Consider the following 24,088-nt stretch of genomic DNA (forward strand, 5'->3'; position numbering starts at 1 on the left):
TTTCGAGGAGCACTGTTGAATTTCTTTAAGAAGAAAGGAATTCAGTCCCTCTTTTTGGATGTATTGCCTCGACAACACTACTTCCATTTAGAGAGCTGAATTCCTTTTGTTTTTGACTTACCCCAGGAATTTTTCAGGGGAAACTAGCTATCCTCACCCCACTCGGCGGTAGCTATCGCTGTGCCGAGTGGGGTCCCTTTCTTCGCCGGGTGGGGCCCCGAACACTTTTCTAGCGGCTGTATGGGATGTCCAAATTTATAAATTCTTATACACTAAAAATCAAAAATCGCCTCCATTTTCTGGAGGCTTTTTAGGAGTGGATTTCCATGATGAAAATGGCAAATTTGGCTGTACGGTTCCTCTTGGAGTTGTGTGTCCTCGCTTCGCTTGGTTATTGGGGGTTTCAGACGAGCAAGGGACTCCTGATGAAGATCGGGTTGGGGATGGGAGCGCCTTTGTTCGTTGCGGCTGTTTGGGCTGTGTTCGGTTCCCCTGGCGCACCCGTTCCGTTGTCAGCACCGTTGCATCTGCTTCTCGAGTTGGCAGTATTCGGTTTGGCGGCTGTCGCTCTGTACGCTGCAGGGAAGCATGAATTAGCCATAGCCTTCGGGATGATCGTTGTGGCCAATCGCGTTTTGATGTACATATGGGAGCAATGAAGAAGTCATTCAAACTCCATCCACTCGCCGTTTTCCGGCACATGCACCTGATTGTCCAGCTGACGTTCCTGCAAATACCGGCGAAGGTCAGCGCGGGAGAGCAAACAATGGTTCCACGCTTCCATATGAGCAACGACGATTTTCGTATGCGGCGACTTTTTGGCAAAAAGCTCAATGTCTTTCCCCGTCATGGTGATGGGGCCGCCGGTGAGGAACTGCGCCGCTCCGGCAAAAACCACTGCCACCTCAGGACGATGCGTCTCCAGCGCCTGCTCCACCTCTTCACACCAGATGCTGTCGCCCACCACATAAAGCGTCGGCTCCCCGCTTGCGCGAAGGACAAAGCCGGATACGGGAGCCATCAGCTTGCCGATCTCCCCTCTCCCGTGCTGCCCGCCGGTGCGGCTGACCCCAATTCCGTCCCAGTAAAGTTCACCATCTACCGGCCGAATGTCGGAAAACCCGTGCTGCTCCAATCTTTGTCGATCTACCGGCTGGCAGAAGAGGGGCAGCTCCCTGGGCAGTAAATGATCCGCGTCGTCAAAATGATCGCGGTGCATATGGGTAACGATCAGGGCTTGGGCATCAAGCAATTCACTTGCCTTCATCGGCAAATCGACCAACGGATTGGGCACCGGGTTCGGTGTATTGGGCGTAGTTGCAAGTGTGCCGGCAGGGCTTAGCATCGGGTCAATCAGGAATTTTCGATTCATGTACTGCAACCGCAGGGTGGCGTGGCGAACAAGCTGGATATTCATGAAACCTCTCCTCTGATTTATAATGGAACACATCTTACATGATTGTAATCAGTCCCGCCGTCCCCCCGCGAAACGATTGCGGACGTTCGGCTTTCGCCATGAAAGGAAGGGTGCCCATGCTCGATCAAACGGATTTGGAAATTTTGAAAATGCTGCAGCAAAACGCCCGTATGCAGTGGAGAGAGATTGGCGAAGCCGTTCACCTGACAGGACAGGCCGTGGGAAACCGCATTCGGCGTATGGAGGAGCTCGGCATCATCCAGGGATACACGGCCGTAGTGGACTCTGCCAAGCTTGGCCCATCCCTGACCGCTATCGTTACGATTTTCATGAAAACGACGGATCACAAGCAGTTTCAACAGTTCGTCCGTGAGCTCACAGAAATCGTGGAGGCCCACCGTGTCAGCGGCGAGGGCTGCTACTCGCTGAAAGTGCGCGTCCGTGACCAGGCGGCGCTTAACGAGCTCCTCGATGCCATTCTGGCGTACGGAAACTACCGGGTGAACCTGTCGATCGGAGAGATAAAATGAAACCTTACCAGCTGCATTGCAAGTATGCTTCCCATGACGGCATGCGCGAAAAACTGTATCCGTTGTTTGAGACGGTATTCAAAATCGACGTTCCTTTGTTACAGGACTTTTATCGGCGGGGTTTCTGGAATCCAACCTATCGTCCTTATACTTTTTTCGACGGAGATCTGGCAGTGGCGAATGTGTCCATGTTTTCAATGCCTCTCATGATCAAACAGAAACGCAGAATGGCAGCCGGAATCCAATCGGTCATGACACACCCTGATTATCGGGGGAAGGGGCTTATGAAGCATCTTTTTGCGGAGATGCTGCAGGAGTTGGACAGAGAATGTGAAACAGCGCTTCTGCTTACGGAAACGCCCGATTTATATAAGCCGTTCGGATTTCGACCGGTTCAGGAACATTATTTTCGGGCTCCGATGAAACATGTTCCTGCAGATGGCAAACCCTCTTTCAGAAAGCTGGACTTTTTTCAAGAGAATGATGTCCAAACCGTAAAAGACCTTTTTCTGAATCACACGCCGGTTTCTCATCAGTTTGCTCCCGTCTCGCATCAGTCGTCTTTTTGTTTGAATATGTATCACCCGTATTTTCATGAAAAGTTATCCTATTCCGAGGAGCTTGGTATCATTCTCGTGTGGGAAGTAAAAGGAGAAACCCTGAAACTGTACGATGTGATCGGCGAAACACTTCCTACGTTGGATGAGATCTGTTCGCATATCCCCCTGCCCTTTTCTCAAATCGAGTTTTATTTCTGCCCGGATTTGTTTGACCTGACAACGATTGAGCCTGTCGTGTTTGCCAGAGGGAATCACCTGATGGTCAGGGGAGATTTGGTGGTGGAGCAGGATTATTTCATCCTGCCCATCACTGCCGAATTTTAAGCAGAAAAAAGATACGGCGCGGGAGCAAGTGATTATCATGATAACAAGAGGCGGTTTTTCCACCTACGCTTCCGTACTTCGCCCTGCAGGGCAGTAAATCTGTCCGTTTGCGACGATCCGCAGGGGCAGCGCTAAAGCAGCGTCGCTGCGACGTTTTTCAGGGTATCGCTGCGTTTCCCCTGCGTCCACGTCGCAGCACTAAGACGGGCTACATAAGTCGCTCGGCTGGAAAAAACAGCCTCATCATAAGCGATCCTCTTTATCTACAACTTCAAACGGTGCGGGGGCCGTATCTTTTTTTCGTTCACACACGCGCAGCCTTGATAGCCTGCACGTACTGTTCGGCAATGCGCGTAATCTCGTCATACGCGCCGCGTTCCATCAGCTGGCGGTTGACCAGATTGCTGCCGACCCCTACAGCCACTGCTCCCGCCCGGATAAAGGAAGCGACATTCTCCAGATGGATGCCGCCGACGGGCACGAGCGGGATGTGGGGGAACGGTCCTTTCACATCTTTGATATAGGAAACACCGAGGGTGGCAGCCGGAAACACTTTTACCAGATCGGCGCCCCACTCCATCGCGGTGATCATTTCCGTGGGTGTCATCACACCCGGCATGGCAATTTTTCCATAGCGCAGGGCAGTGCGAATCACATCCTGATGCAGGCTGGGGGAGAAGAGAAAATCAGCCCCGCTGTTAATCGCCAGACGGGCCGTCTCGCCGTCAATGACCGTACCGGCACCGACGACGGCGCGACCCTGCAGCCTTTTTGCCAGTGTCTGGATCATGGAAAAGGCCTCCGGCGTCTGCACCGTCACTTCCAGCGCTGTCACACCGCCCTCAACCAGGCTGTCTGCCAGCCGCTCCGCCTGCTCCTGTGGCACCTGCCGCAGGATGGCGATGACGCCCCCCTCCACGATCTTCTGAAGCATTGCTACTTTGGGAAGCACGTACTCTCCACTCCTTATCGGTAGATCTCGTCCTGTTTATCCGGCGCGATCTGCGACCAGTAGGGGTAGCCTTCCACGTCACCGGATACGGTGACAGCAAAAGCGCCCACCCGGTTGCCCAGACGAACCGCCTCCCGATACGACCAGCCGCGGATCAGTCCTGACAGAAAACCGGCGGCAAAACCGTCACCCGCTCCGATCGGATCCACTACCTGCTTGACGGGAAAACCGTCCACGTACTCCTGCAGGCCGCCCGCCGTCGAATAAAAGGCTCCCCGCTCGCCCAGCTTGATCACCACCGCTTTGGCCCCTTGCGCAAGCAGCCGTTGCGAGATGTCCTCCGGTGCCGCGGCGCCGGTGAGCAGCGCTCCTTCCTCCATTCCCGGCATGACCACGTCTACCTGGGCTGCGATGCGGTTCAGCACCTGCCGCGCCCGTTCTTTCGGCCACAGCTTCAACCGGATGTTGGGGTCAAAGACAACGGTTACATCGTGCTTGCGCGCAAGCCGGACGGCGTGCTCCGTCGTTTCCAGGCAGGAATCGCTGAGCGCAGAGGTAATCCCTGTCACATGCAGGAATTTGGCTTGGGCGAGATGCTGCTCATCCAGGTCGTCGGGTGTCAGGAAACTGGCCGCTGAGCCCTTGCGGTAATAGTACACCTTGGTTTCCTGGCCCACCTGCTGTTCCTTGAAAAAAACAGCCGTCGGATGTTCGTCATCAAACACGACGCGGGAGGTGTCGACCCCCTCCCCGCGGATGAAGTTGCGGATGTACAAGCCGAACTCGTCGTTTCCCAGTCGGCTGACCCAGCTCACCTGATGACCCAATCGGGCCAGGGCGATCGCCACATTGGACTCCGCCCCGGCGATCGTCTTGGCAAATTGATTGACAAACCGCAGCGGACCGGCTGTCTGCGGCGTGAACAGCACCATGGTTTCTCCAAAGGTTACGACGTCCATCGCTCTACCACTCCGCCACGGAGCCGTCCTCATGGCGCCACACCGGGTTTTTCCAGTTGTGCCCCTCTTCAGCGGCTTTCTTCACGACCTCTTCGTTGATGGTGATCCCCAGTCCCGGTCCTTTCGGAATGTCCACGTATCCATCCTTGTAACGGAACACCGTCGGATCGGCCAGGTAATCCAGCAGGTCGCTGCCCTGGTTGTAGTGAATACCCAGGCTTTGCTCCTGAATGATGGCATTTGGCGTGCAGGCGTCGAGCTGCAGGCAGGAGGCCAGGGCGATCGGCCCGAGCGGACAGTGCGGCGCGACCGAGACGTCAAACGCCTCCGCCATGGCGGCGATCTTCTTCACTTCCAGGATGCCTCCTGCGTGGGAAAGGTCCGGCTGGATGATGTCTACGTAGCCGTCCATGAGAATCTGCTTGAAACCCCAGCGCGTGTACTGGCGTTCGCCCGTGGCAATCGGCGTGGTGGTATGACGCGCGATTTCCCGGAGTGCCTCATTGTTTTCCGGGAGCACCGGCTCTTCAATAAACATCGGACGGTACGGCTCCAGCTCCTTCGCCAGAATTTTCGCCATCGTCTTGTGGACGCGGCCGTGAAAGTCCATGCCGATACCCACGTCAGGGCCGACCGCTTCCCGTACGGCTGCGATGCGATTTACCGCCGCTTCCACCTTGGAGTGGGTGTCGATGTACCCAAGCTCTTCTGTCGCGTTCATCTTCACCGCCGTGAAACCGGCTTCCACTTTTTCTTTCGCCGCCTGCGCCACGTCGTTCGGACGGTCGCCGCCGATCCAGGAGTAGATGCGGATCCGGTCACGTGCAGCGCCTCCCAGCATCTCGTACACAGGCAGATTGTAGTACTTGCCTTTGATATCCCAGAGGGCCTGCTCAATCCCTGACAACGCGCTGGTCAAAATGGGACCGCCGCGATAAAAGCCGCCGCGATACAGCACCTGAAAGTGATCCTCGATGCGCAGCGGGTCTTTTCCGATCAGATAATCGGTCAGCTCGTTCACGCAGGCTTCCACCGTGCTCGCGCGCCCCTCCACGATCGGCTCGCCCCATCCTTCAATTCCCGCGTCCGTGTCGATTTTCAGAAAAAGCCAGCGAGGCTGCACCTTGTACAAGGTCAACTTGGTAATTTTCACCGCACTCCACTCCCCTTTTTCTCAAAACAAATTGCCGTTCCGGTCAAACTCCCAGTGAAACGGCTCTGTCAGTATCTCCACATCCGGATTGGCCTTCGCCTCATCCAGCAAGGCTTCCGAGATCTCGATCTCGCCCAGCTCCAGCGTGTTTTTGATCCGCACCAGCTTCACTTCGTGGAAATTCAAAATGTTGCAGGTCTTGATCGCCGCCTGAATGGCTTCCCGGTCGTTCGCCATTGTCGTGGCAATCTTCGTCGGGGCGACGACTGTAGAAGTCAATCCGTTGGCGTAGGTCTTCTCCAGATCCATCTTGTCCACCAGCCGCCGGGTGGTGAAATCGGCGGTTCCGACACCGTTGGCGTTCCCTTCCGTCTCATCGGTCAAATCCAACACCACCATCTTGTTTACTTCCGGACCGCCGTGCGCGTACGGCGTCGGGTAACGGCCGGTGATGTTCGGGTCCATCCCGTCCCCGCTGATGTTTTTGCCGATCTCGTCGATGACCAGCACATCGATCCGGTCAAACATGATTTTCGGCAGCAGCCGCTTCGCCTCTTTCAGCAGTTCCACTTCCTCCTGCTCGATCTGCGCTGCCGGCACGACTGCCACTTTGGCGACCTTGTCGTAGGCGTTTTCCACCGTGGCGACCCCGAACAGAATCGGCATCTTCTCCATCAGCAGCTTCGCCATGGCGGGCACGTTTTCCGCCATGTGTCCAAAGCCGAGCTGGTGGCAGGCTTCCGCCCCTTTTTGCTTGCCGAGCCCAATGCTGATCATTTTCAACAAACCGCTCTCTACCCTGCCGCGAAACGCCGTATGCGGCTTGACACGGTTGATCACGATAATACCGTCTGCCCGGGAGGCGTACTTATCCATGTAGACCGGAAGTCCGTTCGGCAAGGAACCCACCTGCACCACCTCCATGGAGGAACGGATTTCAGCACCGACGCTCTCCTCCGTCACCCCGAGATGGCGCAGAACTGCCACCTGTCCTTCCGCCGTCGCACCGCCGTGGCTGCCCATGCTGGGAACGATAAACGGCACACCGCCGCGCCGTTTCACCATCTCCACCGTCAGGCGCGTAAGGTCGACGATCCGATCGACACCGCGGCTGCCCACTGCGATGGCGATTTCCATCCCGGGTTGAATCAAATGTTCCACCTTTTGCCATTGGTTCGCCAGCGCTTCCTCCAGATTCGTCAGACGGTCGCTCGGAAACGATTGCTTGACCCGCACCATTCGCGGGATCGGGATATCCTTGACCAGGTCTTGGAGAATGCCCATGTTACTTACCCTCCGCGCTTACCACGGCATGGCCGCCGAACTCGTTGCGCAGCGCCGCCACCACTTTGCCGGCAAAGGTATCTTCCTGCAGGGAGCGATAGCGCATCAAGAGCGACAGGGCGATCACCGGCGTCGCCACCTGATAGTCCAACGCCGTTTCCACGGTCCACTTGCCCTCGCCCGACGAGTGCATGATGCCGCGAATCCCTTCCAGACGCTCGTCTTTGCGGAAGGCGTTTTCCGTCAGTTCCATCAGCCAGCTGCGAATCACAGAGCCGTTGTTCCAGACTTTGGCCACCGCTTCGTAATCGTAGGTGAAAGGACCTTTTTCCAGAACCTCAAAACCTTCGGCAATGGCCTGCATCATGCCGTATTCAATCCCGTTGTGGACCATTTTTAAAAAGTGTCCGCTGCCGCTTTCGCCCGCGTAGAGGTACCCGTCCGGAACGGAAAGATTGGCGAACAGCTCTTCCAGCTTTCGATAAGCCTCGATCGGTCCGCCGATCATCAAACACAGTCCATTCAGGGCCCCGCTCGTTCCGCCGCTTGTGCCGACGTCGAGAAAGTCGACACCCAGCTTTGCAAGCTCCTGGCCGCGGCGGATGGAATCCTTGTAGTGGGAATTGCCCCCGTCAATCACGATATCTCCTTGCTGCAAAAACGGCTTCATCGTGGCGAGTACCTCGTCCACCGTCGGCCCGGCCGGAATCATCAACCAAAAGGCGCGGGGTGCCGGCAGTTCCCTGACCATCGTCGTGACGTCCTCATAGACAGGAACACCGTATCCTTTTGCTTCCGCAAGCCGTTCCTCGCTGATGTCAAAGGCGGAGACATCAAACTCCTGCCGCTTCATGTTTTGCACCAGATTGATGCCCATTTTTCCAAGTCCGATTACTCCGATATGCATTGCCAAGTCTCCTCCTGTCAAGTTCAATGGTACCGAAATCCGGGTGTCAGCCCTTCACCGCTCCGCCTGTCAGTCCCGCAATAATGTAACGCTGGGCCACCAAAGCAATGATCAGGACCGGCAAGGTGATAATCACGGAGGCCGCCATCAAGCCACCCCAGTTGATTTCGGAGTAGGACAGGAAGTTGAATACTGCAATCGGCAGCGTTTTGGTCTTTTCTCCAGCAAGAATCAACGAGAACATAAAGTTGTTCCACGAGAAGATGAACGCCAGAATGGACGCCGTGATAATGCCCGGCCAGGAAATCGGCAGCAGAACGCGGATAAACGCGCCGGTCGTGGTGCAGCCGTCCACGCGCGCAGACTCCTCCAGTTCGCCGGGCAGACCCTCAAAGAACGGAATCATGACCCAGATGATGAATGGCATCGTCACCAGCATGTGGCTGAGAATGAGCGACGTATAGGTGTCAATCAGTTCCAGACGGGAGAAGATGATGAACCACGGAATGAGGAACGAAATCCCCGGAACAATCCGCGCCACCAGAATCAACAAACCGAGCCCCTGCTGCTTGTACTTGGCGATGGCGTAGGCCGCCGGAAGGCCGAGAAGCAGTCCGAGCAGCGTAGAGCCGAGCGCCACCAGGAAGCTGTTCCAGATAAAGTCCAGAAAAGCGTACTGCGTAAACACGTTTACATAGTTGTCGAGACTTGGGGTAAAGCTGAGCAACTGGCTCGTATCGAGAATCTGCTCCTGCGTCTTGAAAGAGGCCAACACCATCCAAAGAAACGGAATGAGGAACAGGAACAGGGACAGATAGACGCCCACGTGAGTAAGTATGGATTTGCCAAGAGGTTGTTTTTCCTGATTCACATGGATACACCTGCCTTTTTACGGAACACGATCATCAATACGCTAAGACCGAGAACAATGGCAAAGAAAATCATCAGCAGCGCGGAAGCCTGCCCGATTTTGAAATACTGGAAACCCAGCACGTACCCGTAAATGTTCAAGGTTTGGGAAGAAGTTCCCGGACCGCCCTGCGTGGTGGCGTAAATGATGTCGAACGTTTTCAGCGCATCGATCAGACGCAGCAGCACGGCGGAGTAGATCGTAGGCTTCAACAGCGGCAATGTAATGTTCCAGAACACCTGAAACGTGTTGGCGCCGTCCACGATCGCCGCTTCGTACGGATCCTTCGGCAGTGAGACAAGACCGGCCAGAACGATCAGCGCGATCATCGGCGTCCATTCCCACACGTCAATGAAAATCAGGGACGGCATAACCAGATCGGGGGAGGCCAGCCACTCCTGCGGCGGAAGACCAAGCGCCTGCAGGAAGACGTTGGCAATTCCGATATTCGGCTCGTAAATCAATATCCAGACCAGACCGACAGCGACCGGCGTAGCCACCATCGGCAGGAGGAACAGCGTTTTCACCAGCCCCTTGCCGACGATATGCTGATTCATCAAGAGAGCGAGCAGGATGCCGAGGATCGTCTCAATGACGACCGCCACGACCGTAAAGGTAAACGTCAGCCAAAGGGCCTCCATGAACAGTTCATCCTGGAACAGCGTTTTGTAGTTTTCAAAAGCTACCCACAGCGGCGGTGTCACGGCAGACATATCCCATTCGTGAAAACTGAGCCACAGCGTGTAGCCGACCGGAAACACCATCATGACAGCCACAAACAACACTGCAGGCATGGTATAGATCCACTTGATGTTTTTTTCGATCCAGTGTGTCATAGCAGTCTTTTCTCCCTCCATTCCGATAGAAGAAAAGACGACCTTTGGTTCGCCATCCAGAACGTAACCCAGATTGCTGGCCGAAAGCCGTCTCTCTCTTTGCTCTCAAAACACTATTCTTTATCCAACACGGCTTGGAAGTCCTGATTGGATTTCTCTACAGCCGCTTTTACGTCCTTGCCTTGGATTGCAGCATTGATGGCATCGCCGATTGCGTCGCGGGCTTTCCCAACGTTGACGATCAGCGGACGGTCGTAAGGTACGGCATTGGCCCCGTTTGCCTTGATCGCTTCTACGAGATCTTTCGGGAATTTTGCTGTGCCTTCCGGAGAATCCCAGACGGACTTCAGCGCCCCGGAGATACCGGTAGCTTGCAGTTTGCCTACGATCTCCTTGCTTGTTACCCATTTGACAAATTGCCATGCGGCGTCTTTCTTTTCGGAGTTGGCGCCGATACCGATTGCCCAGGATGTAACGTTATAAGGCTTGGAACCGGCAGGACCAGCAGGGAACGGAGCGAAGCCCACTTTGTCCGCTACGCTGGACTTGGACGGGTCGGTTGCGTTGGTGTACAGGGAGGAAGCGTCTGTAAGGAAGACCGCTTTTCCTTGCGTAAATACGCCAAAGGCTTCCGGCCAGCTCATGTTCAGCGTTCCCGGAGGACCGTAGTCCTTCAGCATGCCGCCGTAGTATTCAAACGCTTTCTGCGCTTCCGGCGTATTGATCGTCGCTTTGCCGTCCTTCATGAAGTCGCCGCCAAAGCTGTACAGGTAGCTGGAGAACTGGGTAACAGCCGGGGAACGTTTGCCGCGGGATACGAAGCCGTATACGCCGTTTGCCTTGTCGGTCAGCTTGGCAGCCTGTTCCTTCAGCTCATCGAGCGTTTTCGGCGGCTGCAGACCCGCCTTTTCCAAAAGATCCTTGCGATAGTACAGCACCTGGGTTTCGGTTACGAGCGGCAAGCCGTACAGGTTGTCGCCTTCCTTCACGCTGCCCAGAGAGGACTCGAAGAAGTCATCCGTCAGACCTTGCTCTTTGGACACGTAATCATTCAAGGAAGCGAAATAACCGTTCTTGTGGAACTGCTTGCCGTCCTGCAGCGGACGGAACATCACTACGTCGATGCTCTTGGAGTTCGCCGCAAACTCAACGGACGTTTTTTGGGTCAGCTGATCTTCAAAGTAGCTGTCCACCTTAACCTTGATGCCGGTTTGCTTTTCGAATTCAGGCAGAAGCGGCTTGATGCCCTCCGTCCATGGATGGTTGGCTGCAACCAGACGGATGGTTTGCTCGCCTTTCGCCGGCGCTTGCCCTCCTTGGTCCGGTTTCGGCGCAGCTTGGTCTTTGCCGCCTCCGCAACCGGCCAGTACTGAACTGAGTCCGACAACCAATGCCAGGTATCCCGCTGTCGTTTTCAGACCCTTGAAACGTTTTTTCATGTGAAGTGGCCCCCTTTTCACCTTTCTCCTGAAAAAATTTTTCGGATCATTCCGTAATGATAGCGCTAACAATATTCATTTTATTGTAAACTTTTTTCAAATACAACTAGTTTTGAAGAAAATTTTTTGCATAAATTGTCCACACGATTTACTTGATTTCGCTGGAAGCCTTCACGTGTTTCCGTTGAAACGCAGCCAGGTCGGCAAATTCACGAGCGCAATTGGCGTAAACGCGTTCGTATACGGAAAAAAGCTCCTGATACACGAGCGTGTTTTCCTGATTTGGCTGATGGCGGCCAACCACATTCACCAGCCGCTTCACGTCCTCCAGCCGCTCCAAGAGACCGATCGCATGCATGGCCAGCACTGCGGCCCCGAAGCTGGAGCTTTCATGAGTCTGCGGTACGAGCAATTCATACCCAAACATGTCGGCCATCATCTGCCGCCACCCGGCAGCACGGGCAAACCCGCCCGATGCCAGAATCTCCCTCGCTTCACCCGCCAGCTCACGCAGTGCCAGCTCGACGTGATAAACGCTGAACAGAATGCCTTCGAAAACGGCGCGGATAAAATGCTCCCGCTTGTGGTGCAGAGCGGCGCCGAAAAAGCTGCCTCGCGCGTTGGAGTCCCAATGCGGCGCCCGCTCGCCGCTGAGATACGGCAGGAACAGCAATCCTTCGGCTCCCGCCGGTACGCGTTCCGCCGCTTCCATCATGATGTCGTAGGCCTCTACGCCGCGCCGTTTCGCCGCTTCCGCCTCCTCGCCGCCGAACTGGTCGCGGAACCAGCGCAGCGCGATCCCTCCATTGTTGGTCGGCCCGCCGATGACCCAGCGGTTTTCCGTCAATACGTAGCAAAAGGTGCGCCCTTTCTCATCCGTCAAGGGCTCGTCCACGACGCCTCTAACCGCGCCGCTGGTACCGATTGTCACGGCGATCTGCCCTCGCTCGATTGCGCCGACTCCCAGGTTGGCCAGGACACCGTCGCTCGCCCCGACGACAAACGGAGTGTCAGGATGGATCCCGATCTCTTCCGCGTACGGTGCCTTGATGCCGCGCAGCACGTGCGTGGTAGGAACAGGAGTGCTCAGCTGATCACGGGTAACCCCTGCAGTCTGCAAGGCCGGCTCATGCCAATCCAACTGCTTAACGTCAAACAGGCCGGTGGCGGACGCGATCGAATGGTCGACTACGTACTCTCCAAACAGGCGGTACAGCACATATTCCTTGATGGAGACGAATTTGGCCGCCCGGCGGAACGTGTCCGGGTCCTCTTCCCTCACCCACATCAGCTTCGGCAAGGGAGACATGGGGTGTATCGGTGTACCGGTGTGGCGGTAAATCTCGATCCCGGCGCCCTCCCTTTTCAACCGCTCCGCTTGATTGAAGCTGCGGCTGTCTGCCCAGGTGATGCTGTTGGTCAGCGGCGCTCCATTCGCATCGACTGCGATCAGGCTGTGCATGGCCGTGCTGAACCCGATGGCAGCTATTTCATCCGCTTGCACGCCGGCAGCCTGGATCGCCTCCCGCAGCGCGGCAATGACCGCGGCGAAAATCGCTTCCGGGTCCTGCTCCGCCCAGGAGGGACGCGGGACGTGAAGCGAATAGTTGATGCTGCCGATGCCTTTCATCACGCCGTCAGTCCCGTACACGACTGCTTTTGTGCTGGTTGTACCGATGTCCAGGCCAATGACAAAAGTCCCCTTCATACGTACATCATTCCCTTATTCAAATTCTGTATGCGCCCAAACTCTACAAGCGTTTCAGTGAAATGGACTTGCGAATCTTCTCGATGTTGGCCACTGTTTCTTCCTGCCTGCGGAAGGAAACGGCGATGTAGAGCAAATCAATCAGGCTGAGCTGCGCCAGTCGGGAAGAAAGCGCCTCCGTGCGAAATGCGGTCTCGCGCGACGTCGTAAACAGGCAGAGATCGGCCAGCTTCACCAACGGCGACTTGCCGTACCCGGTGATGCAGATCGTCGTAGCTCCCGCTTCCTTGGCAACCTTCAGCGCCTCCAATATATCCTTGTTGGAACCGGAGTGGGAGATGCCGACGACCACATCCCCTTTTTGCAGAAGCGAGGCGGACATCACCTGGTAGTGAGAGTCGGCGTGATACTGGCAGGGAATCCCCGTGCGCATGAACTTGTGGTAGGCGTCCTGCGCGATGATGCCGGAACCGCCGTTGCCGTAAAACTCGATGCGGCGGGCTTTTACCAGCGTTTCAATCACCTTTTCAAGCTGATCCGCGTTGGCTTTGGTCAGCTGCAGGGTGTCGTTGATCGTCTCGATGTCGGCCTTGAAGATTTTGTCCGCCAGTGAAACGGCGTCATCGTTCGGTGTGATTTCCTGGTGGATGTTTTGCAGAGGATTGACCACTTCGCTGGCCAGCGCGATTTTGAAGGCCTGGTAGCCTTGAAAATTAAGCCTCCGGCACAAGCGGAAGATCGTGGCTTCCGCACATTCGCACAAGTCGGAGAGGGCGGTGATGGACAGATGAATGATTTCCGCGGGGTGATCGAGAATGTAATCCGCGATTTGCTGCTCTTTGGCGCTTAACTGCGGGTACATGGCGCGAATCCGAACAAAGACGCTCTGCGGTACATTCGCGGTTGATTTGGTCATAGACAAATTGCTCCCTTTAAGTGGATGTTTAAAAAGTCCGGGAAACATTGCCGTCGCATCTCTTCGTTGCGTCGTCGCTCCGCTGCTCACGTAGTCGTACCTACGCTCCGCTGCTCGCGACTTCCGCGCCTCGATCTGCTTGGCTCTGTTTGTCCTCCTTTTTAAACGCCCACTTTAACTGTATTTGTTTCACATTATAGAAAAGCCGAGGGGAGAAGTCACCCTCGGCGAAGAAAATTTTTTTCATATTGATCGGACTTGTGTTCCGCTACATCTCCAGCCACTCTTTCGGCTCGAGCCGTGTCACCTTTACTCCTCGCGCCTCAGCTGCGGCGGCAAGCCTTTCCTCTACTTGAGAAGCGTGGAAGTAGGTCGGCGGATTGTGAAAGGCTCCGTAGTGAATCGGCACAAGTTGTTCCGCTCCCAGGACGACACTCGCCGAAACGGCCTGTTCGGGAGAGAGGCAAATCGGCTCCCCGCTCGGAGTCAGATCCGGGTCCTGAATGACGGCGGCGTTGATCGGCAGGCAGGCGGCGTCAAAAGCGCCGAATTTGTCTGCGATGCTCCACCAGTGACCGTGCCATAACGTGTCGCCGCAGTGAATGATTCGTTTTCCTTCCCCCTGCACCACCCAGGCCATTTGCGGATCGCCCAGTCCGTCTGCGGAATAGGCTGCCGCTATCTCCAGATCCCCAACGGCAAACGTCTCCTCTATGGATACGCCGATAACATGGGTCAGGGATGCAATTCGGGCAGATTCCGCCGATGCGGCTGGCACGTACACAGGGATGTCAGCTCCGTAAAAAGCAGCAATCGCTTTCGGATCAAAGTGATCGGAGTGAAGATGGGTAATCAGCACGGCATCTACCGGACCCAATTCGTCCAGCGGAAAAAAGGGTTGACACGGCTCGCCAAAAAAACCGGTGTTGACGTTGTACAACGGGTCAATTGCCACAGCTGTCCGTGGCGTTTTCACTATCACACCCGCCCACGGCAATCGTTGCAGAATCATCCGGAACCGCCCCCTCGCAACTATAACTTCTGTTGAATTGTTTTTATAGTTAGATTTTACCATTTGCAATTTAACCTGTAAATGTAAAATTTAACGGTTATGTGTGTTGACCAAGGCCTCCTCCCATTTCCTATTGCTTTTCTTAATTTGGGACATTTACAATAATAGGGAGTAACCAAAAAGGGGGGAATCATCTGTGGATGAATTGCTGATGCTGCTTTCGATGGATGATCTTTCCACCTTCCTGGTCGTTTTCGCCGGGTTCCTCGGGTCGGTCTTCTCCATCGCATTGGTTTCCCGTCCACGAACCTTTCGAGTTCTCCCGACCAACACTCAAGTTGACGAAAACAACATCAATCCCCGCATGGTTGAAACATATCCCGCAGCAGCAAGGCAGGCCCTTTTCCGCATCCTTGCCAGACGGGCACGGCACCCCCAGACCGATGAAGCGGAACCGCTCTCCGTTCTTCTCGTCACTCTGTAACGTACGATAAGAGAAGAGGAGGAATGGGAATATGGTTGCCAAGTACATTGGGGAAAGCTTGATCTTTTTGGTCAGTTTGCCGCTGTTTGCCTATCAGACTTTGGAAGGGATTCACGCACTGGCGGACGTGTGGGCGTTGATCTCACAGTACACGCAGTGGAAATAAATGAGCAAAGCCTGATCGGAATGCCCGATCAGGCTTTTTTGCAAGTACCTATTCCACGTGTATGCGGTCGCCTCGCGTAGTCGGTTGTGATATGACCAAAAACTCCGTCTCCTGATCACTTTCGTTTCTCATCTGGTGCGGCACACCGGGCGCTACCTCGACACCCTCCTGTGGACCCAGCTCCAAGCGCTCCCCGTTCACCTCCAGTACCGTCGTGCCGGACAATACGAAAAAGAACTGCCTGGACCGTTCATGATAGTGGCGCACCTCGCTTGTTCCCGCCGGCATCCGTTCATGAATTACGCTCAATTCTCCGTTCTTGACCAGATGCCAGCCGTCGCATTGCTCGCCCCACACGTAGTGCTCCGCGTTGTGTTTGCTGATTTTCAATGATTTGCCTCCTCTACCGCATTCCCATTTTTTGTATTATACCGCTTGTTCGGACCCGGTCAAGACTTTAATGCGATACCGGACAATGGGGAAGACCAGCAGGCAAGCCGCCGCTGAGACGGCACCGATGCCGCAGAAATCGCCGCTCTGCAAAAAAAGGGGGGATATCGCCGTGGACGCCATCATGCCTGCGTACATGGCAGAGCTGTTCAAGGAGAGTATCGTTCCGCGGATGCGCGGATTCAATTCGGAAAACAGTGCGGTAAGTGCCGCGTGACCCAATCCGAATGCTGTCGCCCAGAAGATGTGCAGCGTCACGGCCAGCACAACATTCTGGCTGACCATTGACACTCCGAACACACCGGCGGCGGTAAGCAGGCTGGCCAGCAGGACAACCTGCTTTTTGCCAAAACGGTCTGCCAGCTTTCCGCCAGTCACACTTCCAACGACGCTGCCCGCTCCTGCCACCATCAACACCAGCCCGATCTGGCTTACGTTCAGTGCAAACTGCTGGTAGTAAAGTCCGATGTTCGCCATCATTCCCTGCAATCCTCCAAACCAGAGAAACGTGGCAATCAAGGCGAAACAAATGGACGGATTGGATTTGGCGGCACGAAGCTGAGTTGCGAGCGCTGCCATCGACGTACCAGCGGAGGCTGAAGCTCGCGCCGAGCCGGAAGGGAGGCGCAGCCAGGCGATCACAAGGAGCAGCAGGATGAAGAAGCCCATTCCATAAAACGTCCACCGCCATGTGCTGAGGTAGGCAAGATACGTTCCCAGCGGTACGCCGAACAAGGTGGAGCCAGTCAGCGCTCCGAGGATGAGGCCCATTGCCCTGCCCCGCTGCTCATACGGAACAGCGTCGCCCGCCATCGCCATACTTGCAGGTTGCAGCATTCCAGCACCCAAACCGGTCACGGCGCGAAACAGCAGCAGCTGCCAAAAGGTCTCCCCTGTTCCGGTTAGAAAAGTTCCCAAAGAAAGCACCAGCAAGCCCAACAGGATAAACCGCCGACGTCCCCGGTGATCGGACAGGGCCCCAAAAATCGGCGCACAAATCATGTACATAAAAGCATAGGCGCTGACCAAGAGAGCCCCCCACTCCTTCGACACCTGGACGGAATCAACCAAGAGCGGCAGCAACGGTGCGGTAATAATAGCGTCCAACCCGACAAAAAAGGAGCTTGCTGCCAGTAAGGGGAGCAGCCTATTCGCATTCCTCATGTTCATTCACCTCTAAATAATTAGTTTATTAATAGTTAAGTAATTAACTAATTGGGGTTTTTTGACCCCGTCACGGTACGGTAACGGGGCTGCGGGATTGGATGTCAGGCTTCGATTTTCTCCAGCAATTTCAACAGGGTGGCCTGCTCTTCCTCCGAGAGTCGCTGAAATCCGGACATGACCGTTTCCTCGTAGACGGGCCATGCCTGCTCCAAAGTATTTCGACCGGATTCCGTAAGGTGGACCAGTACCCTGCGTCGGTCCTCAGGATCAAACTCGCGGTGAACCAATCCCATTTTCTCCAGTGCATTCAATAACCCGCTCACATTGGCCCGAGTCACAGCCAGATCGTCCCCCAGCTCAGAAGGGAGCGCTGGTTTTTCAAAACGTCGCAGGGATACCAAGAGACATAGCCGCCCAAGCGTCAATCCGAAAGGCTGCAGCCGTTCTTCCAGCCGGCGAACGGAGAAGGCGTTGGTCTTGTAGAGGGTGAGGAACAGTTGCACAGGCAGAACAGGATTTTTGAAAGGATTCCAGCTTGAGATGGAGATTCCCCCTTTAAATTAACCACTTAACTATTTATTAGTTAATTATTATAGCGCAAAAAACCCAACCGGAAAAGGTTGGGTTTTGCCTGGGCGACACTTACGACGCAAACACGAAGTAACGAAGATAGATGTACAGATGAGAAATGACAATGCTCAACAGCATCAAAGGGAAGGCCACGTACATAAACTTGAGGAACGTAATCGGGTATTTTTCCTTGGCCGCCATGCCGACCACGATTACGTTGGCGCTTGCCCCGATAATCGTTCCGTTTCCGCCCAGGCAGGCGCCGAGCGCCAAACTCCACCAGAGCGGCTCCAGATTTTGAATGCCCAGCACGCCCATCTCCTTGATCATCGGAATCATCGTCGCCACGAACGGAATGTTGTCGATGAAGGCGGACGCTATGGCGCTCAACCAGAGAATGATCAGGGACGTAAAGAGGGTGTCTCCCCCTGTCAGGTTAATCGCCCACTCTGCCACCATGGCAATTACGCCGGTGTGCACCAATCCGGAGACGAGGATGAACAGGCCGGCAAAGAAGAAGATGGTGCTCCACTCCACTTTTTCCAAGGCCTCTTCCAGGTAGTGTTCACCCGTCAACAAGAGCAGCAGGAACGCACCGGTCAGAGCGATGGTAGCGGACTCCAGATGCAGCGCACCGTGCAATATGAACCCGAGGATGGTCAGCCCCAGCACGGTGAGGGATTTCTTCAGCAGCACGGGATCGGTAAGTTCGTCTTTTTCGTTCAGGTCCATCAGATTGGCCTGCAAGTCAGGAGAGGATTTCAACTGCCTCCGATAAATGAGAACCAGAATGGCAACCGTCACAACAAATACAATCAACGCCGCCGGAGCCAGGTTGTTGACAAACGCCATAAAGGTCAGCTCAGGAACGGCGCTGCCGATCATGATGTTCGGCGGATCTCCGATCAGCGTAGCTGTCCCCCCGATGTTGGAGGCGAGAATTTCACTGATCAGGTACGGCACCGGGGTAACCTTCAACTGTCGGGCGATACTGAAGGTAATCGGCACCATCAAGAGTACAGTCGTCACATTGTCCAGCAGCGCGGACGCCAATGCCGTAATCGTACAGAGCGCCACCAGAATTTTCACCGGCTCCCCGCGCACCTGCTTGGCTGCCCGGATCGCCAGGTATTTGAAAACGCCTGTCTGGGACGTGATGGTCACAATAATCATCATCCCGATGAGCAGTCCCAGCGTGTTAAAGTCGATGTGCTCAATCGCTTCTTCCTGGCTGACGATGCCAAACAGCACCATCAGGATCCCGCCGATCATGGCAATGATCGTACGGTGGATTTTTTCCGAAATGATAAAAGCGTACGTAATGGCAAACAGTCCAATTGCAAGCAGAGCCTGGTTTCCCATCTCATCTCCCCCATTTTCTTATTAGTTGTGCTCTCCCGAAATCGCATTATGCAACAGAAATGACCCGCTTTTGGCGAAAAGTACCAAAAAACGGCAAAAAGGAGCCTGTTTTGTGACAGGCTCCTCCAAATTTCGCACATATGCAATTTCTCTTATATCATAACAAAAGTCAGTATGTTTGTAAAATACTTATTTGGTCTCGCGATGCAGAGTATATCGCTTCAACCGCGGCGAGTATTTCCTCAGCTCCAGACGCTCCGGATTGGTTCGCTTGTTTTTGGTGGTAATGTAGTTGCGGTCCCCTGTCTCGGTGCACTGCAAGGTAATTTTCACTCTCATCTTCTATCGCTCCTTTCTCTGTTAGATGACGGTTTCGACAACTGTGTTCGTCGTCGGCAGCGGGTCGGCAAACGCTCTCCAGTCGGCAGCCATCTCTTCTGCTGTCAGCAGGCAGGCGTCCAGTGACTCGATCAGCTCTTCGCGATCCATGTCGATTCCGATAAAGACCAGTTCAATCACGCGATCTCCATAATCGGAGTCCCATGTATCCGCCCATTCCGGATCCTCAGCCAGCACGGCGCGCTTCTCTTCTTCCGGCAGGGCAGCCACCCAATATCCCGCGGTACCGATTTCAATGGAGGGACCTGCCTGACTGAGCGTCATGGCCAGGTCGTTGCGCGTAGCCAGCCAGAAAAATCCCTTGGCCCGCACCACCTCTTCCGGCCAATTGGCGAGCCACTGGCGGAACCGCTCCGGGTGAAACGGCCGGTTGCGGCGGTAAACAAAAGAGGCAATTCCGTACTCATCGGTCTCCGGTGTATGCTCCTGCTTCTGCAGCTCCTGAATCCATCCGGCAGACTGGCTTGCCTTTTCAAAGTCAAACAGGCAGGTGTTGAGAATTTCGCGCGGATCTACCTTGCCGTGGCTGGATCGCAGGAATCGGGCAGACGGCTGCAGTTTGCGCAGCACGCTTTCCAATTGGCGAAGATCGTCTTCCGCCACCATGTCGCACTTGTTCAAGATCAGCACGTCACAAAACTCGATTTGGCTGATCAACAGGTCCACTACTTCCCTCTGGTCCTCTTCGCTCGCCGCCTGATTGCGCTCCAGCAGGCTTTCTCCCGAGGAAAAGTCATGCCAGAAGCGGTAGGCGTCGACGACCGTTACCATGGTATCGAGACGGCAAATCGCCGAGAGGTCAATCCTGTTGGCTTCGTCTACATAGGTAAAGGTTTGCGCCACCGGTACCGGTTCCCCAATGCCCGTCGACTCGATCAGGATATAGTCGTATTTGTTTTCCCGGGCTAGCCGCTCCACTTCCTGCAGCAAGTCCTCCCGCAACGTACAGCAGATGCAGCCGTTCGACATCTCCACAATCTATTCTTATACGTCAAAAAAACCTCTGAGTTTTCCCAGAGGCTACATACAGGTCGTTTCCACCGTGTGGATCAACTGCTTCAACAGATCAAGCGAGTGTTCCAACGCAAGCGAGTAATACCGCTGCGTCCCCTTCTGCTCAATCTCCACGAGCTTGTTGTCCCGCAGTATTTTCAGGTGGTGGGAGATGGCTGGCCGCGACAGCGTGGCGTGCTCCGCAATCTCGTTCACGGTCAGCTTTTCCTTTTCCGCCAGCAGCAAAATGATGTCCTGGCGGGCCGGGTCAGCCAGTGCCTGAAAGAGCGGAATACAGGCTCGGAACAGCTCAACGGCTGGCTGGGACATGGTTCTTCTCCTTCCTCCTACGCTTTTTCCTGTATCATGCGCACCACCGACGTCACAAGCTTTCTCGGCAGGAATCGGACGGAGTTGGCCAGCAGGCGGTTTTTCCACCCTGGAATGACGATGGTCTTCCCGTTCAAAAAGGCATCGTACCCGATCCGCGCCACCGTCTGCACATCCATGACGCCGCTCTTGAACAGCTTCGACTGCTGCAAGTTGGCACGGGATTCGAAGCCGGTGGCCGTCGCTCCCGGACAGAGGGCAGTCACGGTCACGTTCGTCCCCTTCAGCTCGTTTTCCAGCGCTTCCGTAAAGGAAAGCACGTATGCCTTGGTCGCATAGTAGACGGCCATCATCGGCCCCGGTTGAAAGGCTGCGGTAGAGGCAACGTTCATGATTCGTCCCTTGTTCCGTTTTACCATATCAGGCAGGAACAGCTTGGTTAAATGAGTTAACGTGACGACGTTCAGTTCAATCATGTTCAACTCGTCCTGCAGATCGGTCTCGATGAATTTGCCGTAAAGGCCATACCCTGCGTTGTTGACCAGCATGTCAACTCTCAGGCCGTTTTCCCGAAGCTCCTCGTACAGCGCCGTGACGTGATCCTGCCGTGTCAAATCCTTGACGACGACCGCAACGTTCACGCCGTGGGCCGTTTCCAACTCCCGCTTCAATTGGTTCAACTTTTCCGCATTTCTGGCCACTACGATCAGATCGTAGCCGTCCCGGGCAAACAGCTTTGCCAGTTCCCAGCCGATACCGCTGGAGGCGCCTGTAATCAAAACGCGCTCGTTTTTCATCTATCATCACCAGACCGTTTATATGTTTAATTGTTTAAACATATAATAAATGATCGGCATCCTTCTGTCAAACAGTGCAGGGGAACGCCGCACCCTGCATCGTTCCCCTGTCCACATCATTCGAAACTGTTTTCAATCACAAGCTGCTCCAACGGAAAGCGCATCGTCGGATAAGCAGGAGCGGCCGCTTTGCCCACCGTAATCATCATCACCGGAATGTATCGCTTTGGAATGTTCAGCTCCCGGATCAGCGCGTCCCTGTCAAAGCCTCCCATCGGGCAGGTATCGTACCCTTTTGCCTTTGCTGCCAGCATCAGCTGCATGGCTGCCAGAGATCCGTTGAGAATGGCTTCGTCGCGGGCGATCTGGGGATTGCCGCGATACGCCCCTTCGATCTGTTGGATCATCGTGTCGCGCACCTGTTCGTTGACATACCCTTTTTCCAGTGCATGATCGTAAACAGGACGTGCCGACTTGTCCGCTTCGAGATCTCCCAGCACAATGATGGTTGCCGAGGAGTCCACCACCTGCCGCTGACCATAGGCGATGGACAGCAGGCGCTCTTTTTTCGCTGCGTCTGTGACCACCAGAAAACGCCAGTGCTGCAGGTTCCACGAGGAAGGCGCGGTAGCCGCCAAACGCAGGATTTCATTCAGCTCCTGGCGCGGTATGGCTGTTCCCGGCTGGTATTTGCGTACGCTGTGACGCGCTTCCATGACTTCCTCTGCCGTCATCGCTTGCTTCACGTTTGTGTTCATGTTCGTCAACTCCTATTGTGTAATGTAATGGCGAACGTTGAACATCTTATTTGATCAGGCTGAAAGTGACAACCTCTCAGCTGTAAGCGAAGTGTAGGGGAGCGGACGCATACCTTAGCTTTGCTCTCCCGGTTGCAAATCATGAATGGATCAGGTACATTCATTGCTACCATTTGTTGAAGGAGGGTTCACATGTTACTGGAAAATCAAGTAGTGCTGGTAACCGGTGCAGGCAGAGGCATCGGTCGGTCCGTCGCCGCCACTTACGCATCCAAGGGCGCCGTTGTCGTCATTGCGGAACGGAACGCCGGCGACGGAGAAACTGCCGTACAGTCCATACAGGAACAAGGCGGACAGGCCGTCTTTATCCAAACCGACGTCAGCGTCCCTGCCGATATCGAGCAGTTGTTCCGGCGAGTGGACGAGCAGTGGGGACGGCTTGACGTCCTGATCAACAACGCGGGCATCACCATGTGGAAATCGCCTTACGAGCTGTCGTTGGAGGAGTGGGATCGCGTGGTAAACACCAATCTGCGCAGTGTATTCCTCTGCTCGCGGGAAGCCGCCAGACTGATGCGCCGCACAGGGGGAGGTGCCATCGTGAACATCGCCTCCACTCGCGCCCACATGTCGGAGCCCGATACCGAGGCGTACGCTGCAAGCAAAGGCGGTGTTCTGGCTCTCACCCATGCTCTTGCCGTTTCCTTGGGACCTGACCGCATCAGGGTAAATGCTGTCTCCCCTGGATGGATTGAAACCGGCGACTATTCGATGCTGCGGCCGGAGGACCACGAACAGCACCCTTCCCGCCGCGTCGGCAAGCCGGATGACATCGCCCGCGCCTGCCTCTATCTGACGAGCCCCGAAAATGACTTCATCACCGGTGCGGAGCTGGTGATCGACGGCGGGATGTCACGCAAAATGATCTATATCTAAAAAAACGAAAGGAACACGCGTCAACGTGCTCCTTCCACTTTGGCATAGGCAAGTTTGTCAAAAAAGAAATGGGCGTTGGGGTGGGTCTGCAGAACGCTGGCCGGCATGGACGGGGTGACCTCCCCTTGAATGGCCCTTTGAACAGCCTCTGCCTTTTTCGGACCGTCCGCAGCCAATATTACCTTCTTGGCCTCCATGATATGCTTGATCCCCAGCGTAATCCCTTGCGTAAGCTCTTTTTGTTCCTTGAAATACTTTTGTCCCACTGTCTTCGTAACGTTATCCAGATCGATCACATGGGAGTAGTTTTCGAAGGAGACGCCCGGCTCGTTAAATCCCAAATGTCCGTTTACGCCTAATCCAAGCATAATCAGGTCAAGCGAACCATGCCGGAAGATCACCTCATCGATTCGGCGGCACTCAGCCGCCAAATCATCAGCCTTTGCATCAAAGAAGTGAATCTGCGACTCTTTGATCCCCAGCGGATGGAAAAGCTCATGATAAAGAAAATGTTGGCAGCTGCCTTCATCTTCAATGCCGAGCCCTACCCATTCATCCAGGCCCACGAAGGTCGCCCGGCTAAAATCAATCCTTCCCGCTTTCGCCGCTGTTACAAGCTCGCGATAGGTTCCGAGCGGTGTGTTGCCCCCAGGAAGACAGATCAGCGCATTCGGCTTTTCCCGCAAGAAATCAATGATGCTTTGGGCAATGCTTTTCGACATTTCGTCGTAACTAGCAAACACATGGATATTCATCACTGTTGCCTCCA

27 protein-coding genes and 1 pseudogene are annotated in these 24,088 nt (G+C 54.9%); 6 read left to right on the forward strand and 22 right to left on the reverse strand.

All coding sequences use genetic code 11. The features are described from left to right. Positions 1–326: 326 nt before the first annotated feature. Complete coding sequence (locus ACE99V_RS08100) at positions 327–659, forward strand: YrdB family protein (protein WP_400490566.1); 333 nt, start codon at positions 327–329, stop codon at positions 657–659. A 5-nt stretch (positions 660–664) separates the two neighbouring features. Here ACE99V_RS08100 and ACE99V_RS08105 read toward each other — a convergent pair whose 3' ends face one another. After that, the gene (locus tag ACE99V_RS08105; protein WP_400490567.1) at positions 665–1,417 is read right to left on the reverse strand and encodes an MBL fold metallo-hydrolase; all 753 of its coding nucleotides are present in this window, start codon (positions 1,415–1,417) and stop codon (positions 665–667) included. Positions 1,418–1,515: 98 nt separating this feature from the next. Here ACE99V_RS08105 and ACE99V_RS08110 point away from each other — a divergent pair, with 98 nt between their 5' ends. After that, positions 1,516–1,947 carry an Lrp/AsnC family transcriptional regulator gene (locus ACE99V_RS08110; RefSeq protein ID WP_400490643.1) on the forward strand — a complete coding sequence of 144 codons (432 nt, stop codon included), beginning with the start codon at positions 1,516–1,518 and terminating at the stop codon, positions 1,945–1,947. Beyond that, the gene (locus ACE99V_RS08115; RefSeq protein WP_400490568.1) at positions 1,944–2,831 is read left to right on the forward strand and encodes a GNAT family N-acetyltransferase; all 888 of its coding nucleotides are present in this window, start codon (positions 1,944–1,946) and stop codon (positions 2,829–2,831) included. The genes ACE99V_RS08110 and ACE99V_RS08115 overlap by 4 nt, the downstream gene beginning before the upstream one ends. A gap of 304 nt (positions 2,832–3,135) precedes the next feature. Here the strand turns inward: ACE99V_RS08115 and ACE99V_RS08120 are convergent, their stop codons facing one another. The 11 genes from ACE99V_RS08120 to ACE99V_RS08170 all read right to left on the reverse strand — a co-directional run bounded on the left by ACE99V_RS08120 (position 3,136) and on the right by ACE99V_RS08170 (position 14,907). Further along, the gene (locus ACE99V_RS08120; RefSeq protein WP_400490569.1) at positions 3,136–3,783 is read right to left on the reverse strand and encodes a bifunctional 4-hydroxy-2-oxoglutarate aldolase/2-dehydro-3-deoxy-phosphogluconate aldolase; all 648 of its coding nucleotides are present in this window, start codon (positions 3,781–3,783) and stop codon (positions 3,136–3,138) included. 14 nt (positions 3,784–3,797) lie between these two features. Further along, complete coding sequence (locus ACE99V_RS08125) at positions 3,798–4,742, reverse strand: sugar kinase (protein WP_400490570.1); 945 nt, start codon at positions 4,740–4,742, stop codon at positions 3,798–3,800. A gap of 4 nt (positions 4,743–4,746) precedes the next feature. Continuing rightward, entirely contained in the window at positions 4,747–5,895 is a 1,149-nt protein-coding gene (gene dgoD, locus ACE99V_RS08130; RefSeq protein ID WP_400490571.1) for a galactonate dehydratase, read from the reverse strand. A gap of 21 nt (positions 5,896–5,916) precedes the next feature. Then, positions 5,917–7,179, reverse strand: coding sequence for a nickel pincer cofactor-dependent isomerase, group 22 (locus ACE99V_RS08135; protein ID WP_400490573.1), 1,263 nt, complete (start codon positions 7,177–7,179; stop codon positions 5,917–5,919). A gap of 1 nt (position 7,180) precedes the next feature. Then, entirely contained in the window at positions 7,181–8,086 is a 906-nt protein-coding gene (gene gnd, locus ACE99V_RS08140; RefSeq protein ID WP_400490574.1) for a phosphogluconate dehydrogenase (NAD(+)-dependent, decarboxylating), read from the reverse strand. A 46-nt stretch (positions 8,087–8,132) separates the two neighbouring features. Then, positions 8,133–8,924 (reverse strand): carbohydrate ABC transporter permease, encoded by a 792-nt coding sequence (locus ACE99V_RS08145; RefSeq protein WP_400490644.1) that lies wholly within the window; start codon positions 8,922–8,924, stop codon positions 8,133–8,135. A 29-nt stretch (positions 8,925–8,953) separates the two neighbouring features. Then, positions 8,954–9,832 (reverse strand): carbohydrate ABC transporter permease, encoded by an 879-nt coding sequence (locus ACE99V_RS08150; RefSeq protein ID WP_400490575.1) that lies wholly within the window; start codon positions 9,830–9,832, stop codon positions 8,954–8,956. A gap of 113 nt (positions 9,833–9,945) precedes the next feature. Further along, positions 9,946–11,271, reverse strand: coding sequence for an ABC transporter substrate-binding protein (locus ACE99V_RS08155; protein WP_400490576.1), 1,326 nt, complete (start codon positions 11,269–11,271; stop codon positions 9,946–9,948). Between the two features lie 148 nt (positions 11,272–11,419). Then, positions 11,420–12,979, reverse strand: a complete 1,560-nt coding sequence (locus ACE99V_RS08160) for a gluconokinase (protein ID WP_400490577.1) — start codon at positions 12,977–12,979, stop codon at positions 11,420–11,422. Positions 12,980–13,022: 43 nt separating this feature from the next. Beyond that, positions 13,023–13,895: a MurR/RpiR family transcriptional regulator gene (locus tag ACE99V_RS08165; RefSeq protein ID WP_400490578.1), complete on the reverse strand. Its 873-nt coding sequence runs from the start codon at positions 13,893–13,895 to the stop codon at positions 13,023–13,025. Between the two features lie 268 nt (positions 13,896–14,163). After that, positions 14,164–14,907 (reverse strand): MBL fold metallo-hydrolase, encoded by a 744-nt coding sequence (locus tag ACE99V_RS08170; RefSeq protein WP_400490579.1) that lies wholly within the window; start codon positions 14,905–14,907, stop codon positions 14,164–14,166. Between the two features lie 196 nt (positions 14,908–15,103). Here ACE99V_RS08170 and ACE99V_RS08175 point away from each other — a divergent pair, with 196 nt between their 5' ends. Both ACE99V_RS08175 and ACE99V_RS08180 read left to right on the forward strand, forming a co-directional pair. After that, positions 15,104–15,391 carry a hypothetical protein gene (locus ACE99V_RS08175; RefSeq protein WP_400490580.1) on the forward strand — a complete coding sequence of 96 codons (288 nt, stop codon included), beginning with the start codon at positions 15,104–15,106 and terminating at the stop codon, positions 15,389–15,391. Between the two features lie 31 nt (positions 15,392–15,422). After that, positions 15,423–15,557, forward strand: a complete 135-nt coding sequence (locus tag ACE99V_RS08180; protein ID WP_400490581.1) for a hypothetical protein — start codon at positions 15,423–15,425, stop codon at positions 15,555–15,557. A 48-nt stretch (positions 15,558–15,605) separates the two neighbouring features. Here ACE99V_RS08180 and ACE99V_RS08185 read toward each other — a convergent pair whose 3' ends face one another. The 9 genes and pseudogenes from ACE99V_RS08185 to ACE99V_RS08225 form a co-directional block, all read right to left on the reverse strand. Continuing rightward, positions 15,606–15,947, reverse strand: coding sequence for a cupin domain-containing protein (locus tag ACE99V_RS08185; RefSeq protein ID WP_400490582.1), 342 nt, complete (start codon positions 15,945–15,947; stop codon positions 15,606–15,608). A gap of 36 nt (positions 15,948–15,983) precedes the next feature. Beyond that, positions 15,984–17,171 (reverse strand): MFS transporter, encoded by a 1,188-nt coding sequence (locus ACE99V_RS08190; protein WP_400490583.1) that lies wholly within the window; start codon positions 17,169–17,171, stop codon positions 15,984–15,986. Positions 17,172–17,275: 104 nt separating this feature from the next. Continuing rightward, positions 17,276–17,677 carry a MarR family winged helix-turn-helix transcriptional regulator gene (locus ACE99V_RS08195; protein WP_400490584.1) on the reverse strand — a complete coding sequence of 134 codons (402 nt, stop codon included), beginning with the start codon at positions 17,675–17,677 and terminating at the stop codon, positions 17,276–17,278. 139 nt (positions 17,678–17,816) lie between these two features. Next, entirely contained in the window at positions 17,817–19,106 is a 1,290-nt protein-coding gene (locus tag ACE99V_RS08200; protein ID WP_400490585.1) for an ArsB/NhaD family transporter, read from the reverse strand. A gap of 189 nt (positions 19,107–19,295) precedes the next feature. After that, complete coding sequence (gene rpmG / locus ACE99V_RS08205) at positions 19,296–19,445, reverse strand: 50S ribosomal protein L33 (RefSeq protein WP_400490586.1); 150 nt, start codon at positions 19,443–19,445, stop codon at positions 19,296–19,298. 21 nt (positions 19,446–19,466) lie between these two features. Next, positions 19,467–20,483: pseudogene (locus ACE99V_RS08210) on the reverse strand (GTP-binding protein); the annotation flags it as partial. 42 nt (positions 20,484–20,525) lie between these two features. Then, positions 20,526–20,828 (reverse strand): ArsR/SmtB family transcription factor, encoded by a 303-nt coding sequence (locus tag ACE99V_RS08215; protein WP_400490587.1) that lies wholly within the window; start codon positions 20,826–20,828, stop codon positions 20,526–20,528. 17 nt (positions 20,829–20,845) lie between these two features. Then, complete coding sequence (locus tag ACE99V_RS08220; protein ID WP_400490588.1) at positions 20,846–21,625, reverse strand: SDR family NAD(P)-dependent oxidoreductase; 780 nt, start codon at positions 21,623–21,625, stop codon at positions 20,846–20,848. 116 nt (positions 21,626–21,741) lie between these two features. Then, entirely contained in the window at positions 21,742–22,383 is a 642-nt protein-coding gene (locus ACE99V_RS08225; RefSeq protein WP_400490589.1) for a nitroreductase family protein, read from the reverse strand. Between the two features lie 192 nt (positions 22,384–22,575). Here ACE99V_RS08225 and ACE99V_RS08230 point away from each other — a divergent pair, with 192 nt between their 5' ends. Continuing rightward, positions 22,576–23,319 carry an SDR family NAD(P)-dependent oxidoreductase gene (locus ACE99V_RS08230; RefSeq protein ID WP_400490590.1) on the forward strand — a complete coding sequence of 248 codons (744 nt, stop codon included), beginning with the start codon at positions 22,576–22,578 and terminating at the stop codon, positions 23,317–23,319. A 20-nt stretch (positions 23,320–23,339) separates the two neighbouring features. Here the strand turns inward: ACE99V_RS08230 and ACE99V_RS08235 are convergent, their stop codons facing one another. Continuing rightward, positions 23,340–24,074, reverse strand: a complete 735-nt coding sequence (locus ACE99V_RS08235) for a glucosamine-6-phosphate deaminase (protein ID WP_400490591.1) — start codon at positions 24,072–24,074, stop codon at positions 23,340–23,342. Between the last annotated feature and the right edge of the window lie 14 nt (positions 24,075–24,088).

This window comes from Brevibacillus soli (genome assembly GCF_044759095.2).
In the GTDB taxonomy this organism is placed as follows: domain Bacteria; phylum Bacillota; class Bacilli; order Brevibacillales; family Brevibacillaceae; genus JBIYSM02.